A 25,479-nucleotide genomic window follows, 5' to 3' on the forward strand; every position below is an offset into this window, starting at 1 on the left:
TTCGCCTGAACCCCGGCTGCGTTATGGGATTGGCCAGACCTTTCGCAGGAGACAGCACATGGCCAACGATCTTTTCAACAGCTTTATGACTGGCCCGGACGAGAATGGCCGTTTTGGTGATTTTGGCGGACGTTTCGTGTCCGAAACACTGATGCCGCTGATCCTCGAGCTGGAAGAGCAATACGAGATTGCCAAGACCGACGAGACCTTCTGGGCAGAGATGCACGACCTGTGGACCCATTATGTGGGACGCCCAAGCCCGCTTTATTTCGCCGAGCGTCTGACCGACAAGCTTGGTGGGGCCAAAGTCTATATGAAGCGCGATGAGCTGAACCACACCGGCGCGCATAAGATCAACAACGTGTTGGGACAGATTATTCTGGCCCGCCGCATGGGCAAGAAGCGCATCATCGCCGAGACCGGTGCGGGCCAGCATGGTGTGGCCACGGCCACCGTCTGCGCCAAATTCGGTTTGAAATGCGTGGTCTATATGGGCGCGCATGATGTGGAGCGCCAGGCGCCCAACGTTTTCCGGATGCGACTTTTGGGCGCTGAAATTGTGCCGGTAACCTCTGGTCGGGGCACGTTGAAGGACGCAATGAACGATGCGTTGCGCGATTGGGTGACCAATGTGCGCGACACGTTCTATTGCATCGGGACCGTGGCGGGGCCGCACCCCTATCCGGCGATGGTACGCGATTTCCAAAGCATTATCGGCAAGGAAGTGCGCGAGCAGATGACTGCCGCCGAAGGGCGCCTGCCCGATACGCTGATCGCTGCGATTGGCGGCGGGTCAAACGCCATGGGCCTCTTCTACCCGTTCCTTGATGACAAGGAAGTGGGTATCATTGGCGTTGAAGCGGGCGGTAAGGGTGTGAACGACAAGATGGAGCACTGTGCCTCGCTGACCGGTGGACGACCCGGCGTGCTGCATGGCAACCGTACGTATCTGCTGCAGGACGATGACGGGCAGATCCTGGAAGGGTTTTCCATCTCGGCGGGTCTGGATTATCCCGGAATCGGGCCCGAGCATGCCTGGCTGCACGACATTGGCCGTGCGCAATATGTTTCGATCACGGACAAAGAAGCGCTTGCAGCGTTTCAGGTGTGTTGCGAGTTGGAAGGGATCATTCCTGCGCTGGAGCCAAGTCACGCGCTGGCGCATGTGATGAAGATCGCGCCGGAACTGCCAAAGGATCATATCATTTGCATGAACATGTGCGGGCGCGGGGACAAGGACATCTTTACCGTTGCCAAGGCGCTGGGTTTCGAGATGGGCGAATTTGCCTGAAGCATCTACAGCGCCTGATTTCGCCTGTGGTGCGCGAGGCAGATGATCCGCTACGGTATATAGGGCCAAAAAGAGAAAGGGGTGTCGGGTGCGGCACCCTTTTTGCTGTGGGGAGTGCCGGTCTAGAGCGCGTGTTCTTTCAAGATGTCCAGCGGCACGATGTCGAGCGCACGTTTGTGTGTGGCTGCGAGGTTGACCTTGGGGCCGCAGCCTTCGTCGGCGGCTTGCAAGAAGCGACCTGCGCACAAACACCACGGGTCGCCGGGGGTGAGGCCGACAAAGCCGAACTCTGGGCGGGGAGTGCTGAGATCATTGCCGACGTATTTTGAATAAGCCAGAAACTCTTTGGTCATGATGGCGCAGACGGTGTGGCTCCCCTGATCGGCAGCACAGGTGTTGCAGTGACCATCGCGGAAAAAGCCGGTGACGGGATCTGTGCCGCAGACCGCAAGCGTTTCGCCAAGTACGTTTATGCTGTCTTCGGGGTCCATATCTCTCTCACAAGGATTGTGCGATTGCGCGGAAAATCTCGATGTTCTGTTCGGCAACGCCGGGGTCACGGAACCGGCGGTCGGCAGCGTTGCTGGCAATGACCACGCCGCGGCTTGTATCAACATAGACGTACTGGCCATAGATGCCACGGCCCATGTATTCGCCGGGGGCAGACCCCACGGGGATCCACCATTGATAGCCATAGCCTATGGCACCCGGATCGGTGGGCGCGCTGGCTTGCGTAGAGGCGGCGACCCAGTCACGAGGAACGACTTGCTGCCCTTGCCATGCGCCGCCCTGGGCGAACATCTGACCAAATCGCGCATAATCGCGTGTTGTCATATTCAGCCCGCCCAGCACGAAAGCGGTGCCAACCCCGTCGGTCAGGTAGTAGGGGGCATACTCCAACCCCAGCGGTTGGATCACCTTTTCGCTGAGCAAGTCAGCGACGGACCGTCCGGTGGCACCGCGCACCACCATGCCGACCACATGGGTGTCGATGGAGACGTATTTCCAGGTTTCGCCCGGTGCGGCGAAGGTCTCGGTCAGGGCGGTGGTGAAATCATCCATCTTGCCGCCCAACGCCAGAACCCGGCCCATTTTGTTGATGTCAGAGCTTTGGTCGAGGTAATCCTCGTCGAACGTGACGCCGCTGGACATTTGCAACACATTGCGCAGCGTCGCCCCGTCATAGGCGGTGCCGCGCAGGCCGGGTACATATTTGATCACCGGATCATCGATCGAGGCAATGGCCCCTTCGTCGATCAGAATGCCGACAAGCGCCGAGAGATAGCTTTTGGCGACAGACCAGCTGATCCGGCGGTCCGAGGCTGTGGTGCCTTGGAAATAGTCCTCATAGACGATGGCACCCTCCTTGAGGACGACCAAAGCCGTGACAGTTCTGTCGGTGATCCAATCGGCGACTTGTGGTGGCAATTCGGTTTCCGGACCGTAGGGGAGTTCGGACGTGGGGCCGGTGCCGCGATCAATGGAGGTATGGAGGAATGCGGCGTCCATATTGCTGAAATTACTGACGATCTCTTCTTCGGAGAAGAGCGACAGAACCGCCATAAGGCGTGTGATCTCGTCCCGCTTCCACAGGCCGATGGCGAGTGCTGCGACGGCAAGCACCAAAAGGATGCGCCCCAGCCATTTTCCGAATGTTCGCATGATCTGTGCCCCTTTGTGGTTGCTCTTCATTGAACCACAGCAGACCTGCGCGGACCAGCGTTCATCGGGAACAGGGCTGATAGGTCCAGTTGATCCAGCGTCCGTGAAAATCGACCCGCCCGAGATTTAGGGTGACGTCACCGGGCCAGAGGCGCAGCGTGAGGGCGGCGCCATGCTTACCGGTCGTGTCGCCGTCGGTTTCCATGTACAGCCACGCCAACGGGCGGTTGCGGGTCGCGCGCGCGCCAGCCGCTTCGATCAAGGCGCGACCATGGGCCTGTACCTTGGCAGGAAAATACTGCCATGCGACGGTGTGCTGGATCAGATGCAAGCGGCCTTGAGGCGCACCTGCCAGACGTGGCCCAAGCCAGTCGATGGCATCGCCCATGGCAGGCACCACGTTCGAGACCGAAGCGGCGGCGCGTGTCATCGTCAGTCTGTGCGGCTGATCCGGCCAGAGATACGCGGTGAGGCGCAACAGGTGATCGCCACGCGAAGGGTCAAGCGGGTTAAGATCAACGCCAGCGCGGCCCGCGATGGTGGGTCGCGCGTTGGGGGGCAGGGGGCCTTTCCATTCAGGTGTCAGCAAAACCGCCGGCATGTTCTGGCCAAAGCGTTCGCCGTGAATTTCCAGCGCATATTGATCCCACATCAGGTTCAGACCCCCGCTGGCCCCCAGTTCTGACAGATGGATCGGCAGATCGAAATGCTGCAAGGCCACATGCGCCCCGGCTATGAGCGCAGCAGAGCGGCGCACCTCGTTGGTTTGCGGCGCATGAGAGGTCCACTCCAGCAGGAAAGCCTCATGCTTGGTCAGGGCTGCAATCACGCCAGCGCGCAGCGCGTCATCGCTGACGGTTTTAGGAGGATATAGCGCCACCAGTTCCGGTGCGGTGCGGGTCAGGACCAGCGCATGCAAGCCGCCGGCAATGCGCAGGGGCAGGGAATGACCTGCCGGGCCAATGTCCCCTTCGTATTGGGCGAACTTGCGACCCAGAGCACTGTCATGCGGCCAGTCCTCGGCCAGAATCCCAAGCAGCTGACCCATGAAAGGAGAGCCCATCGCAGTGCAGCTGGCTGCCTGAGCGCGAAACGCATCGTTGATGTTCATTTGAAACGGTCCATCAATTTTTGAAGCGAGGACTTTTGGGTATTGTCCTGAGCTTGTTCCGGGGGTGTCGGTGCCGAGGTGGTGTCTTTCGGTGCTACGTCTTTGGGTGCGGCCTTTTGCGGACCCTTGGTCCCTGTACCTGACCGTGGCGGGTTCACGCGCATAGCCACGGCATTCAGAAACTTGGCCGTATCGCCACTTGCCAGTGCTCCCGCCCCGTCACTGATACCGCGCAGCACATCATCCAGCCAGTTTTCGTCTACCTTCGGAAAGTCGCGCAGCACGTAACCGGGTACCGCGTCCTTGTGACCTGGATGGCCAACGCCCAGCCGCACGCGGTCATAGTCGGCACCGATATGGGCATGGATTGAGCGCAGCCCGTTGTGGCCCGCATGGCCGCCACCGGATTTGCATTTCACTTTTCCGGGGGCCAGATCAATTTCGTCATGCAGCACCACAACATCTGCCGGATCCAGCTTGTAAAAGCGCATTGCGGCCTGCACCGACTGGCCGGAGTTGTTCATGAAGGTCTCGGGCTTGAGCAATATCGCGCGTTCCGAACCGAACCGGCCCTCGCTGATCGCGCCCTGATGTTTGCCTTTCCACGGACCAAACCCATGATCAGACGCCATACGGTCTAGTGCCATAAAGCCGATGTTGTGTCGATTGCGGGCATATTTAGCGCCCGGATTGCCAAGGCCGACGATCAATTTCATGGATGGCTCCTGTCGTTTTGCCACAGTCTATCAGTCTTGTGAATTGAGCTAAATCCCTGACGTCCGCGGGACATTCTTCTGCCTGTTTGACAGGCTGAAACAAAAAACGGGGCCGTATGACACGACCCCGTTTCCGGCTTGCTCCGAAAGGAGTGGTTTAGCTCTGCTCACCATCCGGTGGACCCATCTCGCTTGTGGGCACTTCGTCAGCGGCTGTATCGTCGTCGTCATCATCCTGGCTGGCAAGACCCGACGGCGCAGAGACCTGAGCGATCACGAAATCACGGTCGATGACTGGCTTGGCGCCTTCCGGCAGCGTCACGTCGGAAATTGTGAGGCTGTCGCCAATCTCAAGACCGGATACGTCGATCACGATGCTGTCAGGAATATCCGCAGCCGTCACAACGAGTTCAACCTCGGGGCGTACCAGTGTCAGAACGCCACCCTTCTTGATGCCGGGTGCTGTGTCTTCGCCTGTAACTTCGACGTTGATGAACAGGTTGATCTTGGTTGTGCGCTTAAGGCGCATGAAATCAACATGCGTCGGCAAGTCTTTGACCACGTGACGCTGGACATCGCGGCAGATGACACGGACGTCATCGTGGCCTTCGACCTTCATGTTGAACAATGTCGCTTTGAAGCGGCCCTTGCGCAGCATGGTCAGCAGTTTGTTGAACGGGATGTTGATCGGCAGCGGGTCTACGTCGCCACCAAAAACAATCCCTGGTACCATGCCATCACGGCGTGCCTGACGAGCGGCGCCCTTGCCTGTCCCCGTCCGTACCTGGGCTTCAAGATCTGGAATCTCTCCGGCCATTTTGTAATCTCCAATATATAAGGGCGGGAATCCTCCAAGGCTGTATCCCCGCGTGAAGCCGTGCCTATAGAACGGTTTGAGCGATGTGAAAAGACCTAAACGCACCGCAGTCTATGGCGGAGGGGTCGCGCAGCCTGATCCTAGGTCGCCTGCAGGTGGCCACCCATCGACATCACTGTCTCATAAAGCATGAAATCCTCGGCGCGCACTTCGCGAAGCAGTGCCAGTGTCGCGGGGTCCAACGGCGCGTCAACTTTGGGAGATACATTTTTGGGTGCAATCTCCACCGGATGCTGCAAATGCTCTGACAAAAACATCAAGAATGCTTCTTGCGCCTCGTAAGCGAAAATATGGTCGGCCATCACCCTGGTTTTTCCGTCGGTGAGGAAGTTGAACTGGCGCCCGATCTGTGCCCGTTCCGGCGGATCGTCAGACACGACCTCACGCACGAATTGGTCAAAACTGATACCCTTGGTACTCAGCTTGGTGCCATCAAGCCTCTGTTGGCTGCGGTATTTGTACCAGCTTCGGATCTGGTCCACCGGCTCTCGCATCACGGCGACAGAAGCTGGACGCACTCCAAAAGTATCCTCCAGAAAAGGCGCGATCTTGTTGGCATAGCGTAGGGCAGTGATGTGTTTGCGGTTTTTCGAAAACACGATCTCTGCCCGCGACTTCAACGCCATTTCCACGGCAGTTGTCCCCGTTTTGGGAGTCGCGAGAAAAGCGATCTTGTGGCGGAGGAAAACGAGCATAACCCAGCCCTATCTCAGTCTTAGCCCGCCTGCCAGCGTCCGCCAAAGTCTTCAGGGATCAGAAGGTTGTGCTTGCCCAAATTGCCGACATTGGTTTCGCCGCACAGAGCCATGGTTGTGTCCAGCTCTTTGTGGATCACCTCGAGCGCTGTCTGCACGCCTTTTTGCCCCATCGCCCCCAACCCATAGATGAAAGCGCGCCCGATGTAGGTGCCCTTGGCCCCCATCGCCAGTGCCTTGAGCACGTCCTGACCCGAGCGGATGCCGCTGTCCAGATGCACTTCGACCTGATCACCCACGGCGTCCAGAATGGAGGGCAGGGCGCTGATGGAACTGACCGCACCATCAAGCTGTCGCCCGCCATGGTTGGACACGACAATGGCGTCCGCACCGACCTTCAGCGCCATCTTGGCGTCTTCCGCGTCCAGTATGCCCTTGAGGATGACTTTGCCGCCCCATTGCTCCTTGAGCTTGGCAATCTTGGCCCAATCCAGTGTCAGATCGAATTGTTCTGCAGTCCATGCGCCAAGGCTGGATGCATCCGAAATGCCATCGACATGGCCAACAATGTTGCCAAACTCGCGCCGTTTGGCGCGCAGCATCTCGATGCCCCAAGTCCATTTGGTCGCCAGATTGGCGATGGTCTTGGGCGTCAGCTTGGGCGGGGCGGAGAGACCGTTTTTCAGGTCTTTGTGCCGTTGGCCGAGAATTTGCAGGTCCAGCGTTATGACAAGGGCAGAGCAGTTGGCGTCTTTGGCTCGCTGGATCAGACGGCTGACATAATCCGCATCGCGCATGGTATAAAGCTGGAACCAGAAGGGCGCGTTGGTTGCTTCTGCCACATCCTCGATCGAATTGATCGACATGGTGGAAAGCGTAAAGGGCACGCCAAAATCACGCGCGGCTTTCGCGGCTTTAATCTCGCCATCGGCGTGTTGCATCCCCGTCAGTCCCACAGGTGCCAGGGCGACGGGCATCGCCACATCCTCTCCGATCATCTGCCCTTTGGTGCTACGGCCCGACATATCGACCGCGACACGCTGGCGCAGGCGCAGCTTGTCAAAGTCCGAGGTGTTCTCGCGGAATGTCAGCTCCGTCCAACTGCCGGATTCGCAATAATCAAAGAACATGCGCGGCACGCGCCGTTCATAGATGCGCTTGAGATCGCCGATGTTGGTGATGACGGGCATGGGACGCCTCCATATTGGTCATCTTTGCTTACCAATTTCCCAGAATACGGTCAATTCAAAGAATCTCTTGAGTGGTACGATATCGTACTATGAATACTGGTGCGATATTGTACTACAATGGAAAAATGAGATGACCTTATCCCGACGCAAAACTCTGTCCCTCATTGGTGGTGGGACGGTTCTGGCTGCCTCTGCCACATTTGGTGGATTTGCCGCAACACGTACCCCGCATGATGCAATCGCTCCTTGGGGGTTGGCAGGGACCTATGAAGATCCGCGCCTGAATGCGCTCAGCTACGCGCTGCTGGCTCCAAGTCCGCATAATATACAGCCTTGGCAAGTGCGCCTTGAGGGCGAGAATGCGCTGACCCTTTACCACGACGGCATCCGGACTTTGCCGCATACCGATCCTGACGGGCGGCAGATCATGGTCGGCATGGGCTGTTTTCTGGAGCAGATGGTGATTGCAGCCAGCAGTGCCGGACAGGGGGTCGACCTCACGCTTTTTCCCGAAGGTTCGGGTGGTCCGGTTGCCCACGCAGTGTTTACCGGCGATGCAACCCCCGATCCACTGGCCGCGCACATATTGGAACGCCGGTCTTGCAAGAAGCCTTTCTCGGATACGCCTGTGCCAGACGCGCTCGTCAACGAGCTGGAACAGAGCGCCGATATCTACACGGATGCGGCAACGGTGCAGCGCCTGCGCGATCTGAGCTTTGAAGCCTTTTTGATCGAAACGCTGACGCCTGGCACAATGAAGGAAAGCGTCGATGTGATGCGCATGGGCAAGGCCGAGATCAACGCCACGCCCGACGGCATTGATATGGGCGGGACATTTCTTGAAACCCTCATGCTGGCTGGTATGCTGAACCGCGAGATGCTGACCGATCCTGACGATCCCGGATTTCAGCGGGCCATCGACATCTATGCCAAGATCATGTCGAGCACGCCAGCTTATGCCGTGTTGACCACGCCGGGGAACACATCGCTTGACCATATTGATACGGGCCGTCGCTGGTTGCGGCTGAACCTGACGACAACGCGCATGGGGCTGTCGCTGCACCCGATCAGCCAGGCGTTGCAGGAGTACCCCGAGATGGACGCGCTTTATGCGACTGCGCATGACGTTTTGGCACCAGAGGGGCATACGGTTCAAATGCTTGGGCGTCTGGGTTATGGTCCGGCCATTCCGCGCACTCCGCGCTGGCCGTTGAAGGCAAAGTTGATTGACGCATAAACCGGACCCCCGCACGCTATTTCAAGTATTTAAAGAGATCGGGATCATTGAACAGCTCAGCCGCGCCCGACTTGAGGCACGGCTGCCCGATGGGTTGATCGCCCCGCATTTTGCGGTGTTGAGCCATTTGATCAATCGGGGCGACGGTGCGGTGCCCATCGACATGGCGCGCGCCTTTCAGGTGCCCAAGACGTCGATGACACACACGCTGAAAGGCCTTGCCGCGAAGGGGCATGTCGAATTGCGCGCCAATCCGCAGGATGGGCGGTCCAAGACCGTATGGCTGACCGACAAGGGACGGGCCTTGCGAGAAGAGGTTATTCAGGCTCTCGCGCCCGGGTTCGGCGACATGATGCAGCACATCGATCCGGACGAGTTGGCCCAGATGCTGCCGACCCTGATCAAGCTGCGCAGCTATTTGGACGCCGCGCGCAATGGCGAGGGAAAAACCTAGGCAGCGTGTGCGCCGTCAGAGAGCGTTTTGACAAACGCAAGCACGTCCGCAACGCTGTCGCCTTTGGCAATCCGCGACACGATAGCCGAGCCAACCACGACACCATCTGCAACTTCGGCAATGGCCTGTGATTTCTCGGGCGTGTTGACACCAAAGCCCACAATCACAGGCAAGCCGCTGGCCTTGCGGATGCGCAAGACTTCGGGTGCCACATCACCTGCGTCCGCTTCGGCAGAGCCGGTGATGCCGGTGATCGAGACATAATAGACAAAGCCGGAGGTGTTTTGGGCCACCCGCGGCAGACGCTTGTCGTCGGTGGTGGGGGTGGCAAGCCGGATAAAGTTCAGCCCGGCCTCTTGCGCGGGCAGACAAAGCTCACTGTCTTCTTCGGGCGGCAGATCAACGATGATCAAACCGTCGATGCCTGCCGCTGTGGCAGCCTCCAAAAATCTCTCTACCCCCATGGAATAGATCGGGTTGTAATAACCCATCAGCACAATCGGGGTCGTGTCATCGTCTTTGCGAAAGGTCGCCGCCATCTCAAGCGTTTTGGTCAAGGTCATCCCGCCGTCCAGCGCGCGCTGCCCTGCCAGTTGGATTGTCGGGCCATCAGCCATCGGATCAGTAAAGGGCAGACCCAATTCGATCACATCCACACCCGCGCCGGGCAGTCCGCGCATAATCTCAAGCGAGGTCGCCATATCAGGGTCACCGGCCATGATATAGGAAACGAATGCTTTTTTACCTTGGGATTTGAGGTCAGCAAACTTTGCGTTGATACGGGTCATGGCAGGGCCTTTTCTTCGGATTTGATACTGCCAATGCCCAACCTCGCGCCGGAAATCAATGCAGGACAGCGCAGAGGGGGGGCTGAAAAGTCGCATTTTCCGACTTCCGCAGCACTCCTCAGCGCCTCATGCCCTTGCACAGCACCCCCGCCCGCCATAGGACAGCGCAAATTCTGCTGGTTGAAGGATCAAGGTCATGGGTTTCAAAATGGGTATCGTCGGTTTGCCAAACGTGGGCAAATCCACCCTGTTCAACGCGCTCACCCGCACGGCTGCGGCTCAAGCTGCAAACTTTCCCTTCTGCACCATTGAGCCGAACGTCGGTGAGGTCGCCGTGCCGGACGCACGCCTTGACCAGCTTGCCGCAATCGCCGCATCTAAATCCATCATCCCAACGCGCATGACATTCGTGGATATTGCGGGCCTCGTTAAAGGAGCCTCCAAGGGCGAGGGTCTGGGCAACCAGTTTCTGGCCAACATCCGCGAGGTCGACGCCATCGCCCACGTACTGCGCTGCTTTGAGGATGGCGATGTGACCCACGTCGAGGGCCGCGTGGATCCGGTGGCAGACGCCGAAACCATCGACACCGAATTGATGCTGGCAGATTTGGAGTCCATCGAAAAGCGCCGCGCCGGACTGGTGCGCAAGATCAAGGGCAGCGACAAGGAAGCGGTGCAACAAGACCGCTTGCTGGCCATGGCGCAAGAGGCCATTGAAGGCGGTAACCCCGCCCGCGTGGTCGAGGTGGACGAAGATGACGCCCGCGCCTGGCGCATGCTGCAACTGCTGACCACGAAACCGGTGCTGTACGTTTGCAACGTCGGCGAGGCGGAAGCGTCAGAAGGCAATGCATTTTCCGCCGCCGTCGCCGAAATGGCCGCCGCGCAGGGCAATTCCCACGTCATCATCTCGGCCCAGATCGAAGAAGAGATCAGCCAGCTTGAGGCCGAAGAGGCAGAGATGTTCCTTGAGGAAATGGGTTTGAAAGAGGCTGGCCTCGACCGCCTGATCCGCGCAGGCTACGAACTTCTGCACCTTGAGACCTACTTCACCGTCGGCCCCAAAGAGGCCCGCGCCTGGACCATCAAATCAGGCACCTCCGCGCCCAAAGCCGCAGGCGTAATCCACGGGGACTTCGAGAAAGGCTTCATCCGCGCCGAGACGATTGCATTCGACGATTTCGTGGCCTTGGGCGGTGAAGGCCCTGCGAAAGAGGCGGGCAAGATGCGGGCCGAGGGCAAGAGTTATGTGGTGAAAGACGGAGACGTGCTGCATTTCCTGTTCAACACCTAAAGGGCTAAGCCGCATCCCGTGCCAACACGATTGGCACCAGAACTTCGTCACAGCAGTCCGCGAGAAAGTCGTAGGGCCCAACTCACGACGAGACCCACTGAGTAGCTTCTCACTCCCCTTTTCGAAAAGAATGGGTTCTTTCCGAGTGCTAACTGACCTACCTCGACTTTCCCAGTCCTTCCATCCTGTTCGCCACTCAGCGAAGTCTGATGCAATTCTCATTCAGCCTGAATTTGCGTCCGACTTTCGGCCCTGCAAATGGAAGAGACCGCGAGACATCGATTTTCACCTCAAAAGCATGGATTCAGCTCTTGCTCCTTCGGCATCCCGTAGCTAAACGGGTCAACGGAGACGTGGCCGAGTGGTCGAAGGCGCTCCCCTGCTAAGGGAGTAGGCCCGGAAGGGTCTCGAGGGTTCGAATCCCTTCGTCTCCGCCACCCAACTCATAAAGTAGCAACCCGATCTAGGGACATGTCGTTGTTTTAAAGCGATATTTCCCTCAATCCGTTCTGCGCAACGCCCCGGGCATAGGGGTATATTGCTACATGAACTGCTACATTCGAGAGGTTTTCAATGGCAGCCGTGGGCACGGGCACCTATCTGCTGGGTATCCTGCGCCATATCGCCGAGCAGGTTGAGGCGGACCTTGGCGCGGGCGCGGTCCCCGGTGTGATGGAAGCGATGTCCCGTCGCCTCATCGGGTTCGAGTAACAGTTCGGCCCCTTTGTCGTGGCCCAACTTCGCCTATTGAGCGAGTTGCTTGAACTGACCGGGTCCACAGCGCTTCACCCCAGACTGTTCGTCACCGATACGCTCTTCGACCCCGAAGAATCCCGGGCTCGTTTGCCATCTCTCTTTGCCCCCCTCACCACCAGTTATGAGGAGGCCAACCGCATCAAAGGAGAAGAGCCGATAACCGTTGTAATCGGCAACCCACCTTACAAAGACAAAGCAAGGGGAAGAGGAGGATGGGTCGAAAGCGGTCGCACAGGTGAAACAGGTCCATTAGCAGACTGGAATACTCCACAGGAATGGAGGGCGGGCCCTCACCTAAAACACTTAAAAAAACCTCTATGTTTACTTTTGGCGGTGGGCGACTTGGAAAGTCTTCGGAATTCCACCCGAGGCCGACGAGGCTCCGCGACCCGACCGTAGAGGGGTCGTTTGCTTTATTACAGCGGCGGGCTTCTTGAATGGTCCGGGCTTTCAGAAGATGAGAGCGGACTTACGAAGGGACGCGGATGAGATATGGGTTATCGACGCCACGCCAGAAGGCCACCAGCCACCGGTCAACAGCAGAATATTTCAGGGCGTCCAACAACCCGTCTGTATTGTAATTGCTTCGAGGAATAGCAACGAAGGTTCTGACGAACCTGCCCAAGTCAGATATCGCCGTTTACCTGTCGCACATCGGGAGCAAAAATTTGAGGCCTTGGCGGCCATAACTTTGGATGACTCTGGTTGGGACATAACCCACAAACGGCACACGCCATTTCGATAGCGCGGAACCAAGGGGCGCCGATCGGGTTAGTCTTCCAGACCCTGACCAATCTGGAGAAAATTCCTGTGCAGACAAACCTGATGATCAATGGCACGCAGCAGCAGTTGGAGCTCGATCCAAGAACGACCTTACTCGATGCGCTTCGCCATCACCTGGGGCTGACGGGAACGAAAAAGGGGTGCGATCACGGACAATGCGGCGCTTGCACGGTCATGGTGAACGGACGGCGCATCAATTCCTGCCTAACGTTGGCTTGCATGCATGATGAGGATGAGGTGACCACGATCGAGGGCATTGGTCAGCCCGACAACCTAAGCGCATTGCAAAAGGCTTTTGTCAGCGAGGATGGTTTTCAGTGTGGCTACTGCACACCGGGACAAATCTGTTCCGCCACGGCGATGCTGGAAGAAGTCAAAAACGGCTGGCCAAGCCATGTTACCGATGATCTTGATGGGCAAGCCGACCTTTCGACCGAAGAAATATCTGAACGAATGAGCGGTAACCTTTGCCGGTGCTCGGCTTACCCCAACATTGTCGAAGCCATCCGAAAAGCGGCGGGGGAGGGCGCATGAGACCTTTTGAATATATCCGCGCGCAGAACCCTAATGATGCAACCCAAAGTGCCGCAGATGGTGCGATCATTATTGCCGGAGGTACGAACCTCTTGGACCTTATGAAACTTGAAGTCATGGCACCTGATGCGCTCATTGACATCAATCACCTTGAACTCAACCAGATCGAAGAAACCGAGAACGGCGGATTACGGATCGGCGCGTTGGTAACAAACAGCGAACTCGCCAACGATATTCGCGTGCGCCGCAATTGGCCGGTGCTTAGCCGTGCTCTGCTCGCTGGGGCGAGCGGGCAGTTGCGCAACAAGGCGACCACCGGGGGCAATCTACTGCAACGCACGCGATGTCTGTACTTCTACGATCGCGCGATGGCGTGCAACAAACGCGAGCCGGGAAGTGGTTGCGCTGCACGTGAAGGGTTCAATCGTATCTTGGCCGTTCTGGGCACATCGGAGCATTGCATCGCTACGCATCCGAGCGACATGGCCGTTGCCATGCGGGCGCTTGGAGCGGAAGTGGAGACGTTGAAAGAGGGCGGCACCACTCGGCGGCTTGACCTCGATGAACTTTATCTACTCCCCGGCGACCGGCCCGACCGTGAAACGGTGTTGGAGCCCGGCGAATTGATTACCGCCGTCGTCCTGCCCGCGCCAGTAGAGGGACGTCAGACCTACCGCAAGGTACGCGACCGGGCCTCGTACGCCTTTGCGCTCGTGTCCGTCGCGGGCATTCTGAAAATAGAAGACGGTCGCATTACCAGAGCAGATTTGGCTTTTGGTGGTTTGGCCCCGAAACCTTGGCGGGATACGCAAGTCGAGGCGATCTTGGTTGGCAACAGGCCGACCGAAGAGCTTTTTGAGCAGGCTGCTGACCAGCTTCTCGCGGAGGCACAAGGCCTTGGTGACAACGATTTCAAACTTCCGCTTGCCCGACGCACGCTCGTGTCGGTGCTTACCGAACTGACGCAGGAGGCACGGATATGACCGAGCATTTCAAAATGGACGCGCCCGCCACGGACCGGCGATTGGACGATATGGCGCAGGGGCTTGTCGGCGCGCCACTGGACCGGCCGGAGGGACCGCTAAAGGTATCGGGGACTGCGACCTATGCAAACGAATGGCAAGTCGACGGTATGGTACATGGCGTGATGGTACGGGCACCTACCAACTCGGGGCGCATCGTGCTTTCCAACCGTGATGAAGTGGCAAACCTGCCGGGGGTCTTGTCGGTCATTCAAGACGAACGTCTGCTGAGAAACCCCGCACAAGGCACGGCCAACCAAGCCCCCGTTCAAGGGGCGCAGCACGCCGCTTATGTCGGCCAGCTGATTGCAGTTGTGGTGGCGGAAAGCTTTGAACAGGCGCGTCATGCTGCCCAATCGTTGCAGGTCGTCCTCGAGAACGGCGAATTAATGCCTGTCGATCCGGTCACCGCAGCCGTTGAAGCGCAAGAGGATCAGGCACTCGATCAGGGCGATCTAGAAGGGGCAATAACGGGTGCGGCGCATAGCGTTGATGTTACCTATACCACCCCGTCGCATTCCAGTTCACCGATGGAGCCGCATGCATCCATCGCATCTTGGGACGGAGATGATCTGACGCTGCGCGGCAGTTACCAGATGTTAAAATACAACCGCAACGAGCTCGCGGATGCATTGGGCGTTCACCCCGACCGGGTACGCATCATTTCCCCTTATGTGGGTGGTGGTTTCGGCTCGAAACTTGGACTGGCCCCGGAGGCAGTTGCCGCTGCTATTGCTGCTAAAGAGCTGGGGCGTCCCGTTTCGGTCGCCCTGCAACGTCAGCAGGTATACGAGGCAACGATGCGCCGCTCAGAGACCAGCCAGCGGGTGCGGCTCGCTGCGGATGCAGAGGGACGGCTGAACGGTTTGGGCCATGACGCCCGCGTGTCGAACCTGCCTGGTGAGACATTTGCCGAACCGGTGCTTCAGGCGTCGCACTTCTTATACGCTGGCGAGAACCGGCAGATGTCGATGGAACTGGCGCGGCTTCACCGGCTTTGCGCCGGTTCGGTGCGCGCACCGGGCGAGGCTGTCGGTGTCACCGTGCTGGAGAATGCGATGGACGAATTGGCGCACGAGGCTGGAATTGATCCGGTGGAATTGCGCCTGCGAAACATCCCCGAGAAAGACCCGGAGAGTGGCAAAGAGTTTTCGTCCCGCCGGTTTCGCGATGCGCTGGAGAGTGGAGCGCGCGCGTTTGGCTGGTCAAAGCGGCCGGGTGTCATGGAACGACGCGAGGGTGAATGGCTGATCGGTTACGGGATGGCTTCTGCCGCACGGATCAACGTGCTGATGGACAGTCAGGCCCGCGTTGCCTTGCAACCTGATGGTAGGGCGCGGGTTGAAACGGATATGACTGACATCGGCACCGGCACATATGCGATTCTTGGTCAGATTGCAGGCGAAATGCTTGGCCTGCCACGCGACCGAATTGATGTCGTTCTGGGCGACACTGATCTGCCGCCAGCGGCAGGTTCCGGCGGGTCCTGGGGTGCCACATCCAGCGGGACTTCGGTCTATGTCGCATGTCAGGCCATTCGCCGCCAGTTGGCTGAGCGTTTGGAGGTAGAAGAGCAGGATTTGTTGTTGAAAGACGGTCGTGTCACCTATGCCAATCAGACCAAAGCTCTTGGCGATGTGCTGCAAGGCGACGAAATCGTGAAGCTGGGCTACGTACAGCCGGGCGACACATCTGAAGCGGTGCGGCAGGCAACATTCGGAGCCTATTTTGCTGAAGTCGCCGTCCATGCAGCCTCTGGCGAAACGCGTGTGAGGCGCATGCACGGTAGCTTTGCTGCAGGCCGGATTTTAAACGCCAAAACAGCACGGTCGCAATGCATTGGCGGCATGACCTTCGGCATCGGAATGGCGCTTACCGAAGAACTGGCCTTTGACCCGCGCGACGGGCATGTCGCTAATCATAATCTGGCCGAATACCACATCCCGGTGAACGCTGACGTGCCGCAACTGACAGTAGAGCTACTGGAAGAGCGCGACGATTGGGCGAGCCCTTTGCAAGCAAAAGGGATCGGCGAGCTAGGCATTTGCGGTGCAGCGGCGGCAATCACCAATGGCATTTTTAACGCCACCGGCGTGCGTGTCCGGGACTATCCAGCGACATTGGATAAGGTAATTACAGGGATGTGATGCATATGAGCGGGTAGGCAGCGGTGATCCAAGTCGTCAGATTACCGCACGTTCAACAAAGGGTGTGGCATGATCGATCCGGCCGGGGCTGAAAGCCGCTAGGTCAAGGCTTTGATAAGAACCATAGGCGATCCATTCAGCCACACCGCGCCCCAAAGCTGGGGATTGTTGCAGCCCGTGGCCAGAAAAGCCGTTCACGAAGATGAAGTTGCGGACCTCGCCGTGTGGCCCGACAACTGCGTTTTGGTCAAATGTGTTATAGGCATAATGGCCAACCCATTCGTTTATCAGCTTCACCTGTTCAAACGCGGGCACGCGGGTCGCGACTGCAGGCCAGACCTTGTCTTCCCAAATGCTGTGATCAAAGCTGAAGTCATCTACCGCGACATCTATATCGTCATGCGGGGGGCATCCGGCCAGATAGTATTTGCCTTCACTGCGCACATGCACCCCTGACGGATCGATTGTCAGCGGTAGGTCCTGCGCCAACGGTTCGGCTGCATCAAAAACAAACGTATACCGCTTTCGCGGGCGCACGGGCAGGTCCAGCCCGGCCATACGTGCGGTTTCAGATCCACGCGGACCGGAGGCGTTCACAACCGTACCGCAGCCAACAGTCTCGCCCGACTTCAGTGTCACGCTCTGAACCGCTGTGCCAACAGGGTTCAGCAACATCGCGGTCACTTCGTCGTGGATATACTCGACGCCGTTGCGACGGGCCATGCGTTTGAACCAATCGAACATGGTGCCGCCGTCAAAGTAGCCTTCATCGACCAGATTGTGATTGCCTGCGAGGATGTCATCAAGCTGGTAGAACGGATAAAGGGCGGCGATTTCGGCGCGGGTCATATGCCGCGTATGTGCACCCTCGGCGGCTTGTATGGCCTGACTTTGGCGCAGGTCCTCCGCAGCTTGGGGTGTATCGGCGAGATAGAGGTAGCCATAGCTTTGCAGCAGCAAATGCGGCACCTCGGGGTCGCCGCCCATAAAGTCGCGGAACCCTTTGATAAAGGTCGCGCCGAATTGCGAGATACGGATATTAATGGGGTTCGAGAACTGTTGCCGGATGCATGAATTCGTATGGCTGGTTGAGGCGAACGTATAACTGGGATCACGTTCAACAACGAGAACGCGCCCCTGAAACCCTGGCATCTGGGTCAACCACCATGCTACAGCCGAGCCGTAGATTGCGCCGCCGACAATGATCACATCATAGGTTTTATGCTCTACCATGCTGCCTGTGCCGCCTTATGTTGCGAAGGGCGTTTTCAACGCCCGCTCTACCATTTCCAGCCGATCCTGCCCGTAAAACATATCCCCGTCTACAAAGTACGTCGGAGAGCCAAAGACTGACCGTGCAACCGCTTCATCGGTATTGGCCTTGTGCTGTGACTGAACCTGCGTGTCGAGGGCACGGGCAAGCAGTCTGTCCCCGTCCAGCCCGACCTCATCGGCCAAACGGCGCAGGGTCGGCTCGTCCGCAAGATTTGCATCGTCGCGCCAATGTGCTTGCAGGATGGCACGGCTCAGCGCGCCCGCGTGAGGCCCTGCCGCGATGATCGCACCATTCGCCAGCGCAAGGGAATTGTCATGATGGGTGGGGCGGTGTGCGATCATGGGTAGATCGCGTATTTCCGCCCAGCGCCGCATGTCGCGGCCAAAGAAATAGGCGATATGTGCGGCACTGCGCTTGGCGAAACCCGGTGCACCGGCGGCAGCGATAACTGGCACAAAGTCAAACGGGCGGTGGATCACCCGCGCCCCCGCATCCCGCGCGATACGGTCAAGCTGCCACGCGCCCAGATAGGCATAGGCAGAATGGGCCGAGTAGAAGTATTCAATTGTCTTACCCTTTGGCATTGTCTTTCCTTTCAGCAGTTTGCACTGCCAGTGCCTCAATGAACGCTGGCTTGGCGATTGAGCTTGACTTATATTCGGGCAATCGCAGGTCATAGTGTTATGACGTTGCCGAAAAATACAGCGCTAATGCCAGAGGATAAGTGCCGATGACGGACCGCGAAGAGATTGAAGACCTCATTGCGCGTGTGGCTCTCAAGGACCGCGCGGCGTTTGAGGAACTCTATGATCGGGTGTCTGCGAAACTATTCGGCGTCTGCCTGCGTGTCTTGAACAAGCGAGCGGCAGCAGAGGACGCGATGCAGGACACATTTGTCAAAATCTGGAACAACGCAGACCGGTATCGCGCGAATGGGCTGTCGCCCATGACCTGGCTGATTACCATCGCCCGCAATACGGCCATCGACCGTTTGCGCGCCCGCAAGGCAGGTCATCAGGACGTCAACAAACCGGGGTTCGAGTTGATCGCACCCGGCCCGTCGCCTGAGGACGCCGCCGTCGCTTCATCCGAGGCATCGAAACTCACCGGATGTCTGGATGAGTTAGAGGCCGACCGCGGTGCGGCCATTCGAGGGGCCTACCTTGACGGCATGTCCTATGCTGATCTTGCCGGCAAATTTGACGTACCGCTTAACACGATGCGAACCTGGCTGCGGCGCGGGCTCATCGCCTTGCGAGAGTGTATGAGCGCATGAGCGACGAGACCTTGCCCCCCCGCGACGAAGACGATCTGCAAGCGGCCGAATACGCGCTTGGTGTTGCAGAGGATTCGGCACTGGACGCGGCTCGCGACCGTACCCGCTTTGATGCCGCTTTTGCGCAACGTGTCGCCGGGTGGCAGGAACGCTTTGTCGTGATGGCTGAAGGCATTGACCCGGTAACCCCGCCCAAGAAAGTGAAGCGGGCCATCCTGAGTGCGCTGTTCCCGAAAATGCGGGTGCCTTTGATGCAGCGGCTTTGGGTCTGGCAAGGCATCGCATTGGCCGCAATGGCTTTGGCTGCCTATCTGGCCGCACCGTTGTTGCAGCCCGCACCCGATACAGTACCGCGTGATGTCTATGCCACCTATATGGCTGGGGACGTGGATGACCTTGAGTTGATCGCCGTGGTCGACACCACCGGCGATATCGCCTTGCGCCGCGTTTCCGGTCAAGCTCCCGAAGGCCGCGTGTTGCAGCTTTGGGCGGTCTTGCCAGACACCGCGCCGATCTCATTGGGGGTTCTGCCGTCTGATGAGACAACCCGCGTGCGCTTGCCGCAGGCTTTGCAGGCGCAAATCGGTGTGATGACGCTGGCAGTGTCCGATGAACCACCCGGTGGTGCACCCGGCGCGGCACCAACAGGGGCCATTCGCGCGGCCGGGGCAATCAACGAGCTTTAGTATGATCAGTGCTCAATGGGCCGCACTGGCCTGACCCTGACGCGCTTTTGCGTAGCGAATTGTCGCGTTCGGCATTGAGCGAGCGCTAAGAGAGAGCCATAGTGGTGTGATGAAAGCGCCACTGATCGACAACCTGCAATACGCCAATTTCTCGCCGCGTATCTTTGAACAGATGCGCGCGGGCGGTGTGGACGCAGTGCATGTGACCATCGCCTATCACGGAAGCTTTCGCGAAATGGTGCTGAACCTGGAGCGCTGGAACCGCTGGTTCGAGGACCATTCCGATCTGATCTTCAAGGGCACAACCGCTGCCGACGTGATCCGCGCCCAGGAAACCCAGCGCACGGCGATATTCTTCGGCTTCCAGAACCCAAGCCCGATTGAGGACGACATCGGTCTGGTCGAAATCTGCCATCAGTTGGGCATCCGTTTCATGCAGTTGACCTACAACAACCAGAGCCTGCTGGCGACGGGCTGTTATGAGGACGATGACACCGGCCTCACCCGCATGGGCCGCGCCGTTGTCACGGAAATGAACCGCGTCGGCATGGTCATCGACATGAGCCATTCGGCGGAGCGCTCCACCCTCGAAGCCATCGACCATTCCACACGTCCCATCGCCATCACCCACGCCAATCCGCATTGGTGGCACGCCGCTCTGCGCAACAAATCTGATACTGTGCTAAAGGCATTGACCGGAGCAGGGGGGATGCTCGGGTTTTCCGTTTATCCGCATCACCTCGCGGGTGGCAGCGACTGCACGCTTAAGAGCTTTTGCGCGATGATTGCCGAGGCAGCATCCCGCTATGGCGCAGAGAATCTCGGGATCGGCACAGATTTGTGTCAGGATCAGCCGGACAGTGTGGTAGAATGGATGCGCGTCGGTCGCTGGACCAAGGGCATCGACTACGGCGAAGGATCGGCAGGCCAGGCGGGCTTTCCGCCAATGCCGATCTGGTTCAACGATAACCGCGACTTTGGCAATATCCGCAGCGGTTTGAGTGCCGCCGGCATGAACCAGAAAGAAGTTGACGGCATCATGGGCGGCAACTGGCTCCGCTTTTATGAACAGAGCTTTGGTGCGTTATGAGAGACGAACTCAGCATTCCGCAAACGGCTTTGCGCCCCGCCGATGAGGTGATGCGCCTCAGCCGCATGGGCGCCATGTTTCCCACGCGTCTGTCTTTTTTGCGCAGCCTGATGCGCCGACTGTCGGTTGAGCAAGTAACAGTTACCCGCCCTGTCTGGGAAATGTGTTCTGATGGCTTTGGCCACGCTGTCTATTCTCTTGAACTTGGCGGACACAGTTATTCGTTGGTCGCAGTGTCGACCGATCTGCCACCCGATCAACGCACAGACCGCGTGATCGCAACGGCCTGGGACAGCGCCTATGTGCTCTATGATGGTGTCCCATCGGCGGAGGAAATCGCCCGGATCGTGGCCAGCGCCCCGAAGCAGGAAGCTGCGCGGTTCACCGAACGCGACCTGATCCTCAGCCGTGCCAACAAATCTGTGCGCTTGTTTGATCATGTGGTCACAGCATTGCGAGCAGGGCACCAACCCAACGCAGGTATGATCCGCGAGGTCGGGTATTTGATGCGGACGACTGCCGTCTACGGCAACGGCAAGTTCGGCATCGCCGACCGCAACCTGATTGAAAATCGTTCCGGCCTCGAAGGCCCCTTTGCCGCCGAAATGCTGACCGTCTGGCTAATCCGGCATTTCACCCATGATTTGGTGGAACACACGGGGCGTGGCAGGCTTGACCCCGGCTTGAAACGCCATCTCGGCATCGGCAATTCCACGGGGTTAGGGATGGCCCCGTTTCTGGTCAATCACCCCGTACTGCTGAACAATTGGATGCACGCCCGCGAAACCGCCCTGGCACGTGTGCGTGCGATCCCGCAACTGACGCCCAATGAACAGCGTCGCCTTGTAGCGCTGGCTCAGCGTGCCACTCAGCATCTGGCGGAATGGCGCGTGCCGGACCCGGTGCATCAAGCGCGCATTGACCAACTGCGCAAGCATTGGCGCACCGCTTGCGCAGGGTTCGACTTTTCCGCCGAGTTGCCGCTGGATCATGCGATGAACAGCGTTGCTGGCGCTTCATGCGATGTGGAAGAGCTGACCGCAGCGCTCGTAATCGAACCGTTCGGTGATCTGGTGGATGAGCTTTGCGATTGTATGGCCGATCCTTTTGGTACCCTGGCACCGGCACCGCGTGATGTGGCGCAATTGCGCCTATTGATCGAACGCCACTTCGCATGGTCCATCGCGCCTGATTACGACGACCCAGAGCACTGCGGCCAGTTCTGGTATGTCTCTGAAGCCAAGCAGGAACCCCGTCTGGGTTCGCGTTTTTCCGATGCGGGGGCGGCCCTCGAAAGCCCGTTGGACATCGGTCGGCGGATCAAGGCGCTCTATTCTGATCTGGAAGGGGCCTCAGGCGCGACCTCTGCTTTTCTCGAAGTATATCCCGACCATGCGCTCGCGGTGGAACGCGTGGCCCTTGCGCCGCTGCATCCATACGCCGAAATTCGCGACAACCTGATTGCCACAACCTGCCTGCACATCGACATGCTGCGCTGCAAATTGTCCTTCTTCGGCGCGTCTAGATTCGACCCGAAGTCTGACCGCTGGACCCGGATCACATTGTGCCAGGGTGCGCCGCTTGCGGATGATCTGGCCGGGAACGCAGATGATTGGTGGCTGCCGGTCTTTGCGCCATGATGTGCTCTGCCAACGAAGTCGTGACCCTTGCGGCTAAAGCCGCGCGCGGCGGCGGAGCACCACCGGCCCAAGCGACAGCCTTTGGCAAAGCAGCACTTAGCCATCTTGGCGCAGGTTGTGCCGCCGAAGACATTGCCGCCGCCCTTGATGGTTTGCCGGACGGGCCAGTCTTGGCGCTGCCCCTCCGACTTGCCACAGTATTAGAGAAAAATAGCGGCGAGATCGTCGATCACATGATCTCGCCCGGTCCCTTCGCGGCGCTGGAGCTAAGCTATTGTTATGCTAAGCGTTTTGCCGTCACCGGGAAGACGCAAGGCACAGATATCCATGTACGAATGTATATCAATCAACCGACAAAACCCCCGCCGATGCCGCGTGTCGCGGTGCCGGACGAACTGATCACGAAAATGCAGCAACTCGCGGCAAAGACCCTTGTCCCTGAATCCGATGCGTCGCGCATTTCGGGCGCAGGGGCGGGCCTTACTGATAACGACTAGGTCCCACGCCGCTTGGCTCGCAGCGTCGGGTCCGCCTGCGTCGGATCTTCGGGCCAGGGGTGGCGGGGATAGCGCCCGCGCATGTCCTTGCGCACATCCGCATAGGAACTGGCCCAGAACCCCGGCAGATCCATCGTCACCTGCACCGGCTTTTGGCCGGGCGACAGCAACGTGATCTTAAGCGGTTGCCCAGCCACCTTTGGATGCCGTGTGACGCCGAACAACTCTTGCAAGCGCAGGGTGATTTCAGGGACGTCTCCGGCGTAATCAATGGCGATCTTGCGGCCCAGCGGGGTTTCAAAATGCGCAGGGGCGGAGGCGTCCAGTGCGCGTTGCTGGTCCCAATCCAACCGCGCCTTGAGCGCGGGCAGCAGATCATAGTTTTTCCAGTCTGCGGTGCTGCGCACACCGCCAAGATGCGGCAGCAGCCACTCCTCCAAAGTCTGCATCAGGTGGGCTTCGCTGTAATCGGGAAAGCCTTCTCCCATCAGACGCGCTCGTGCCAAGAACAGCACTGCAGCCTTGCCCGGCAGCAGACCCAACTGGCGCACGCCGTCCAGCATAGCGCGGGCGATGTCGTCCTCCGGTGCGTCAGACCAGATGCGATCTTCCAACACCAAAGCGCCGAAACATTCCTGCTTGCGGGCCAAGACCTTGCCCCCGCGCCGCGACCACGCGCAAAGGTGATGCCAAACGATCTGATCTGCAAAAAGCGCGCGTAGTTCTGCCTCACTCAGCCGTGCAGCTTGCCGCACCTTCGCCTCGCGTGGGTCGCCGTCCAGATCGGTGGCTACAATCAGGCGCTCGCCTGCCAGTGCGTCGCCTTCGGGCAGGACCGCACCCTTGCCCCCCGACAGTACAAAGCGGGGTGCATCGCCTTTGCGGCGCAAGCCGATGCGGTCAGGATAGGCAAGCGCGGCCAACTGTCCGATGCCCTCAGGCCCCCCACGGTTTTGTCCACGGGCCAGTCGTTTCGCCTCTTGCCGGATACGGGCGATGGTTGCGGCGTGCGCCTGCGCAGCAGTGCGTTTGCCCTCTACTGCATCCATGCGCATGGCCAGATCGACGCCAGCACCGCGCATCGGATCACGCTCGGCCAAAAGGGCAGCAAGGGGCGCAGCCCGCGCCCCGCCGCGGCTGACCATATGTGCGAGACGCGGATGCAATGGTAGCCGCGCCAAAGCCCGACCGTGATCGGTGATGCGCCCGTCTGTGCCCAATGCACCCAACATCTGTAACACCGCCCGCGCTTCGGCTAGGCGGCCTTCGTGTGGTGGCGTGACGAAAGCAAGCTCCGCCGCCTCCGCCCCCCATACCGCCAGTTCCAAAGCAAAGCCGCTCAGATCGCCAGCTTCGATCTCGGCAGGGGGATAAGCGGCCAGCGCGCCTTCTTCGCCTTTGCTCCAGAGTTTATAGGCCACCCCTTCGGACATGCGCCCGGCGCGGCCCGCGCGTTGTGTGGCTTCGGCCCGCGTGACCTTTTCGTTGACCAGACGGGACATGCCGGACGCCGGATCGAACCGAGCCCGCCGCGCGCGGCCTGCATCAACAACGATGCGAATACCTTCGATGGTCAGGGACGTCTCGGCGATAGAGGTCGCGAGCACCACCTTCCGCCCCTGCGTTGCAGGCTGGATCGCCCGGCGCTGGGCGGCAAAGTCCATCGCGCCGAATAGCGGGGTGAGGGTGCAGTCGTCCGGCAATTGTAATTTCAGCAGCCCTTCGACGCGCCTGATCTCCCCTTCACCCGGCAGAAACACCAGCGCCGAACCGGGGGCCTCGGCCAAGGCCCGCAGCACCAGATCAGCGGTGGCCTGTTCAATGCGCTGGGTGCCGATGGGTTTGGACAGCCATCGCGGTGTCACAGCAAAACTGCGCCCCTCAGAAGTTACAATCAGGGCCTGCATGATCTCCGCGACGGGAGCGGCGTCAAGTGTGGCGGACATCGCGACCAGCAGCAAATCGTCGCGCAGAACCCCCGCCACCTCAAGGCAAAGCGCCAGGCCCAGATCAGCATTCAGCGAGCGTTCGTGAAATTCGTCAAAGACCACCGCACCGACACCCGGTAAATCAGGGCTGTCCTGAATCATCCGCGTCAGGATGCCTTCCGTCACCACTTCGATCCGCGTTTGTGCGCTGATGGCAGAGGCGCCGCGCACGCGGTAACCTACTTTCTCGCCAGCCTTTTCGCCCAAGGTCTGCGCCATCCGTTCGGCTGCGGCCCGCGCGGCAAGGCGGCGGGGTTCCAGCATGAGGATCCGGCCTTGGGTCAGACCGGCCTCCAGCATGGCGAGCGGCACGCGGGTTGTTTTACCTGCACCGGGCGGAGCTTGCAGCACAACGCGCCCGGTTTCGCGCAGCGCGGCGATCACCTGCGGCAGAACGGCATCGATGGGCAGGGCGTCTGACATAGGCAGCTTATCCGCCAAAGGCGGGCTCAGGCCAAGGGCAGGGATG

The 25,479-nt window shown here is 59.2% G+C and carries 24 protein-coding genes and 1 tRNA gene; 14 read left to right on the forward strand and 11 right to left on the reverse strand.

The window, feature by feature from the left end; translation table 11 throughout:
- The first annotated feature begins 58 nt into the window (after positions 1–58).
- Positions 59–1,291: a tryptophan synthase subunit beta gene (gene trpB, locus Z945_RS0111060; RefSeq protein ID WP_025052172.1), complete on the forward strand. Its 1,233-nt coding sequence runs from the start codon at positions 59–61 to the stop codon at positions 1,289–1,291.
- A gap of 122 nt (positions 1,292–1,413) precedes the next feature.
- On the opposite strand, the gene Z945_RS0111065 is transcribed toward trpB, so the two are convergent.
- The 7 genes from Z945_RS0111065 to Z945_RS0111095 all read right to left on the reverse strand — a co-directional run bounded on the left by Z945_RS0111065 (position 1,414) and on the right by Z945_RS0111095 (position 7,542).
- Entirely contained in the window at positions 1,414–1,782 is a 369-nt protein-coding gene (locus Z945_RS0111065) for a DUF2237 family protein (RefSeq protein ID WP_025052173.1), read from the reverse strand.
- Positions 1,783–1,789: 7 nt separating this feature from the next.
- Positions 1,790–2,953 carry a serine hydrolase domain-containing protein gene (locus Z945_RS0111070; protein WP_025052174.1) on the reverse strand — a complete coding sequence of 388 codons (1,164 nt, stop codon included), beginning with the start codon at positions 2,951–2,953 and terminating at the stop codon, positions 1,790–1,792.
- A gap of 61 nt (positions 2,954–3,014) precedes the next feature.
- Positions 3,015–4,064: a DUF2332 domain-containing protein gene (locus tag Z945_RS0111075; protein WP_025052175.1), complete on the reverse strand. Its 1,050-nt coding sequence runs from the start codon at positions 4,062–4,064 to the stop codon at positions 3,015–3,017.
- Positions 4,061–4,780, reverse strand: coding sequence for an aminoacyl-tRNA hydrolase (gene pth, locus Z945_RS0111080; protein ID WP_025052176.1), 720 nt, complete (start codon positions 4,778–4,780; stop codon positions 4,061–4,063). Before pth ends, Z945_RS0111075 begins: the two co-directional genes overlap by 4 nt.
- Positions 4,781–4,937: 157 nt before the next feature.
- Positions 4,938–5,597: a 50S ribosomal protein L25/general stress protein Ctc gene (locus Z945_RS0111085; protein ID WP_025052177.1), complete on the reverse strand. Its 660-nt coding sequence runs from the start codon at positions 5,595–5,597 to the stop codon at positions 4,938–4,940.
- A gap of 140 nt (positions 5,598–5,737) precedes the next feature.
- Entirely contained in the window at positions 5,738–6,352 is a 615-nt protein-coding gene (locus Z945_RS0111090) for a hypothetical protein (protein ID WP_025052178.1), read from the reverse strand.
- A 20-nt stretch (positions 6,353–6,372) separates the two neighbouring features.
- Entirely contained in the window at positions 6,373–7,542 is a 1,170-nt protein-coding gene (locus Z945_RS0111095) for an alpha-hydroxy acid oxidase (protein WP_025052179.1), read from the reverse strand.
- Positions 7,543–7,672: 130 nt separating this feature from the next.
- Between Z945_RS0111095 and Z945_RS0111100 the strand changes: the two genes are divergently transcribed.
- Both Z945_RS0111100 and Z945_RS0111105 read left to right on the forward strand, forming a co-directional pair.
- On the forward strand, positions 7,673–8,779 hold the full coding sequence (locus Z945_RS0111100; protein WP_025052180.1) for an Acg family FMN-binding oxidoreductase: 1,107 nt from the start codon (positions 7,673–7,675) through the stop codon (positions 8,777–8,779).
- Complete coding sequence (locus tag Z945_RS0111105; protein ID WP_025052181.1) at positions 8,769–9,233, forward strand: MarR family winged helix-turn-helix transcriptional regulator; 465 nt, start codon at positions 8,769–8,771, stop codon at positions 9,231–9,233. The genes Z945_RS0111100 and Z945_RS0111105 overlap by 11 nt, the downstream gene beginning before the upstream one ends.
- On the opposite strand, the gene trpA is transcribed toward Z945_RS0111105, so the two are convergent.
- Positions 9,230–10,021 carry a tryptophan synthase subunit alpha gene (gene trpA, locus Z945_RS0111110; RefSeq protein ID WP_025052182.1) on the reverse strand — a complete coding sequence of 264 codons (792 nt, stop codon included), beginning with the start codon at positions 10,019–10,021 and terminating at the stop codon, positions 9,230–9,232. The two genes, Z945_RS0111105 and trpA, sit on opposite strands and share 4 nt — an antisense overlap.
- A 196-nt stretch (positions 10,022–10,217) precedes the next feature.
- On the opposite strand from trpA, the gene ychF reads away from it, so the two are divergent.
- From ychF to Z945_RS0111140, 6 genes are all read left to right on the forward strand, one after another.
- Complete coding sequence (gene ychF, locus Z945_RS0111115; RefSeq protein ID WP_025052183.1) at positions 10,218–11,315, forward strand: redox-regulated ATPase YchF; 1,098 nt, start codon at positions 10,218–10,220, stop codon at positions 11,313–11,315.
- A gap of 347 nt (positions 11,316–11,662) precedes the next feature.
- A tRNA-Ser gene (locus tag Z945_RS0111120) sits at positions 11,663–11,752 on the forward strand.
- A 136-nt stretch (positions 11,753–11,888) separates the two neighbouring features.
- On the forward strand, positions 11,889–12,026 hold the full coding sequence (locus Z945_RS20615; protein WP_161634089.1) for a hypothetical protein: 138 nt from the start codon (positions 11,889–11,891) through the stop codon (positions 12,024–12,026).
- A gap of 855 nt (positions 12,027–12,881) precedes the next feature.
- Positions 12,882–13,388: a 2Fe-2S iron-sulfur cluster-binding protein gene (locus Z945_RS0111130; protein ID WP_206537304.1), complete on the forward strand. Its 507-nt coding sequence runs from the start codon at positions 12,882–12,884 to the stop codon at positions 13,386–13,388.
- A complete protein-coding gene (locus Z945_RS0111135; protein WP_025052185.1) occupies positions 13,385–14,371 on the forward strand; it encodes an FAD binding domain-containing protein in 987 nt (328 codons plus the stop codon). Before Z945_RS0111130 ends, Z945_RS0111135 begins: the two co-directional genes overlap by 4 nt.
- On the forward strand, positions 14,368–16,557 hold the full coding sequence (locus tag Z945_RS0111140; RefSeq protein WP_025052186.1) for a xanthine dehydrogenase family protein molybdopterin-binding subunit: 2,190 nt from the start codon (positions 14,368–14,370) through the stop codon (positions 16,555–16,557). Before Z945_RS0111135 ends, Z945_RS0111140 begins: the two co-directional genes overlap by 4 nt.
- A 36-nt stretch (positions 16,558–16,593) precedes the next feature.
- Here the strand turns inward: Z945_RS0111140 and Z945_RS0111145 are convergent, their stop codons facing one another.
- Both Z945_RS0111145 and Z945_RS0111150 read right to left on the reverse strand, forming a co-directional pair.
- Positions 16,594–17,790 carry an NAD(P)/FAD-dependent oxidoreductase gene (locus tag Z945_RS0111145; RefSeq protein WP_025052187.1) on the reverse strand — a complete coding sequence of 399 codons (1,197 nt, stop codon included), beginning with the start codon at positions 17,788–17,790 and terminating at the stop codon, positions 16,594–16,596.
- A 15-nt stretch (positions 17,791–17,805) separates the two neighbouring features.
- Positions 17,806–18,417: a 2-hydroxychromene-2-carboxylate isomerase gene (locus tag Z945_RS0111150; protein ID WP_025052188.1), complete on the reverse strand. Its 612-nt coding sequence runs from the start codon at positions 18,415–18,417 to the stop codon at positions 17,806–17,808.
- 146 nt (positions 18,418–18,563) lie between these two features.
- Here Z945_RS0111150 and Z945_RS0111155 point away from each other — a divergent pair, with 146 nt between their 5' ends.
- The 5 genes from Z945_RS0111155 to Z945_RS0111175 all read left to right on the forward strand — a co-directional run bounded on the left by Z945_RS0111155 (position 18,564) and on the right by Z945_RS0111175 (position 23,022).
- Positions 18,564–19,109 (forward strand): sigma-70 family RNA polymerase sigma factor, encoded by a 546-nt coding sequence (locus Z945_RS0111155; protein ID WP_025052189.1) that lies wholly within the window; start codon positions 18,564–18,566, stop codon positions 19,107–19,109.
- Positions 19,106–19,795: an anti-sigma factor gene (locus Z945_RS0111160; protein WP_025052190.1), complete on the forward strand. Its 690-nt coding sequence runs from the start codon at positions 19,106–19,108 to the stop codon at positions 19,793–19,795. The genes Z945_RS0111155 and Z945_RS0111160 overlap by 4 nt, the downstream gene beginning before the upstream one ends.
- 109 nt (positions 19,796–19,904) lie before the next feature.
- Positions 19,905–20,885 (forward strand): membrane dipeptidase, encoded by a 981-nt coding sequence (locus tag Z945_RS0111165; RefSeq protein WP_025052191.1) that lies wholly within the window; start codon positions 19,905–19,907, stop codon positions 20,883–20,885.
- Positions 20,882–22,525 (forward strand): hypothetical protein, encoded by a 1,644-nt coding sequence (locus tag Z945_RS0111170; protein ID WP_025052192.1) that lies wholly within the window; start codon positions 20,882–20,884, stop codon positions 22,523–22,525. The genes Z945_RS0111165 and Z945_RS0111170 overlap by 4 nt, the downstream gene beginning before the upstream one ends.
- The gene (locus Z945_RS0111175; RefSeq protein ID WP_152541114.1) at positions 22,501–23,022 is read left to right on the forward strand and encodes a hypothetical protein; all 522 of its coding nucleotides are present in this window, start codon (positions 22,501–22,503) and stop codon (positions 23,020–23,022) included. The genes Z945_RS0111170 and Z945_RS0111175 overlap by 25 nt, the downstream gene beginning before the upstream one ends.
- Here the strand turns inward: Z945_RS0111175 and hrpB are convergent.
- A complete protein-coding gene (gene hrpB, locus Z945_RS0111180) occupies positions 23,019–25,433 on the reverse strand; it encodes an ATP-dependent helicase HrpB (protein WP_025052194.1) in 2,415 nt (804 codons plus the stop codon). The two genes, Z945_RS0111175 and hrpB, sit on opposite strands and share 4 nt — an antisense overlap.
- Between the last annotated feature and the right edge of the window lie 46 nt (positions 25,434–25,479).

Source organism: Sulfitobacter noctilucae, from assembly GCF_000622365.1.
Lineage (GTDB): Bacteria > Pseudomonadota > Alphaproteobacteria > Rhodobacterales > Rhodobacteraceae > Sulfitobacter > Sulfitobacter noctilucae.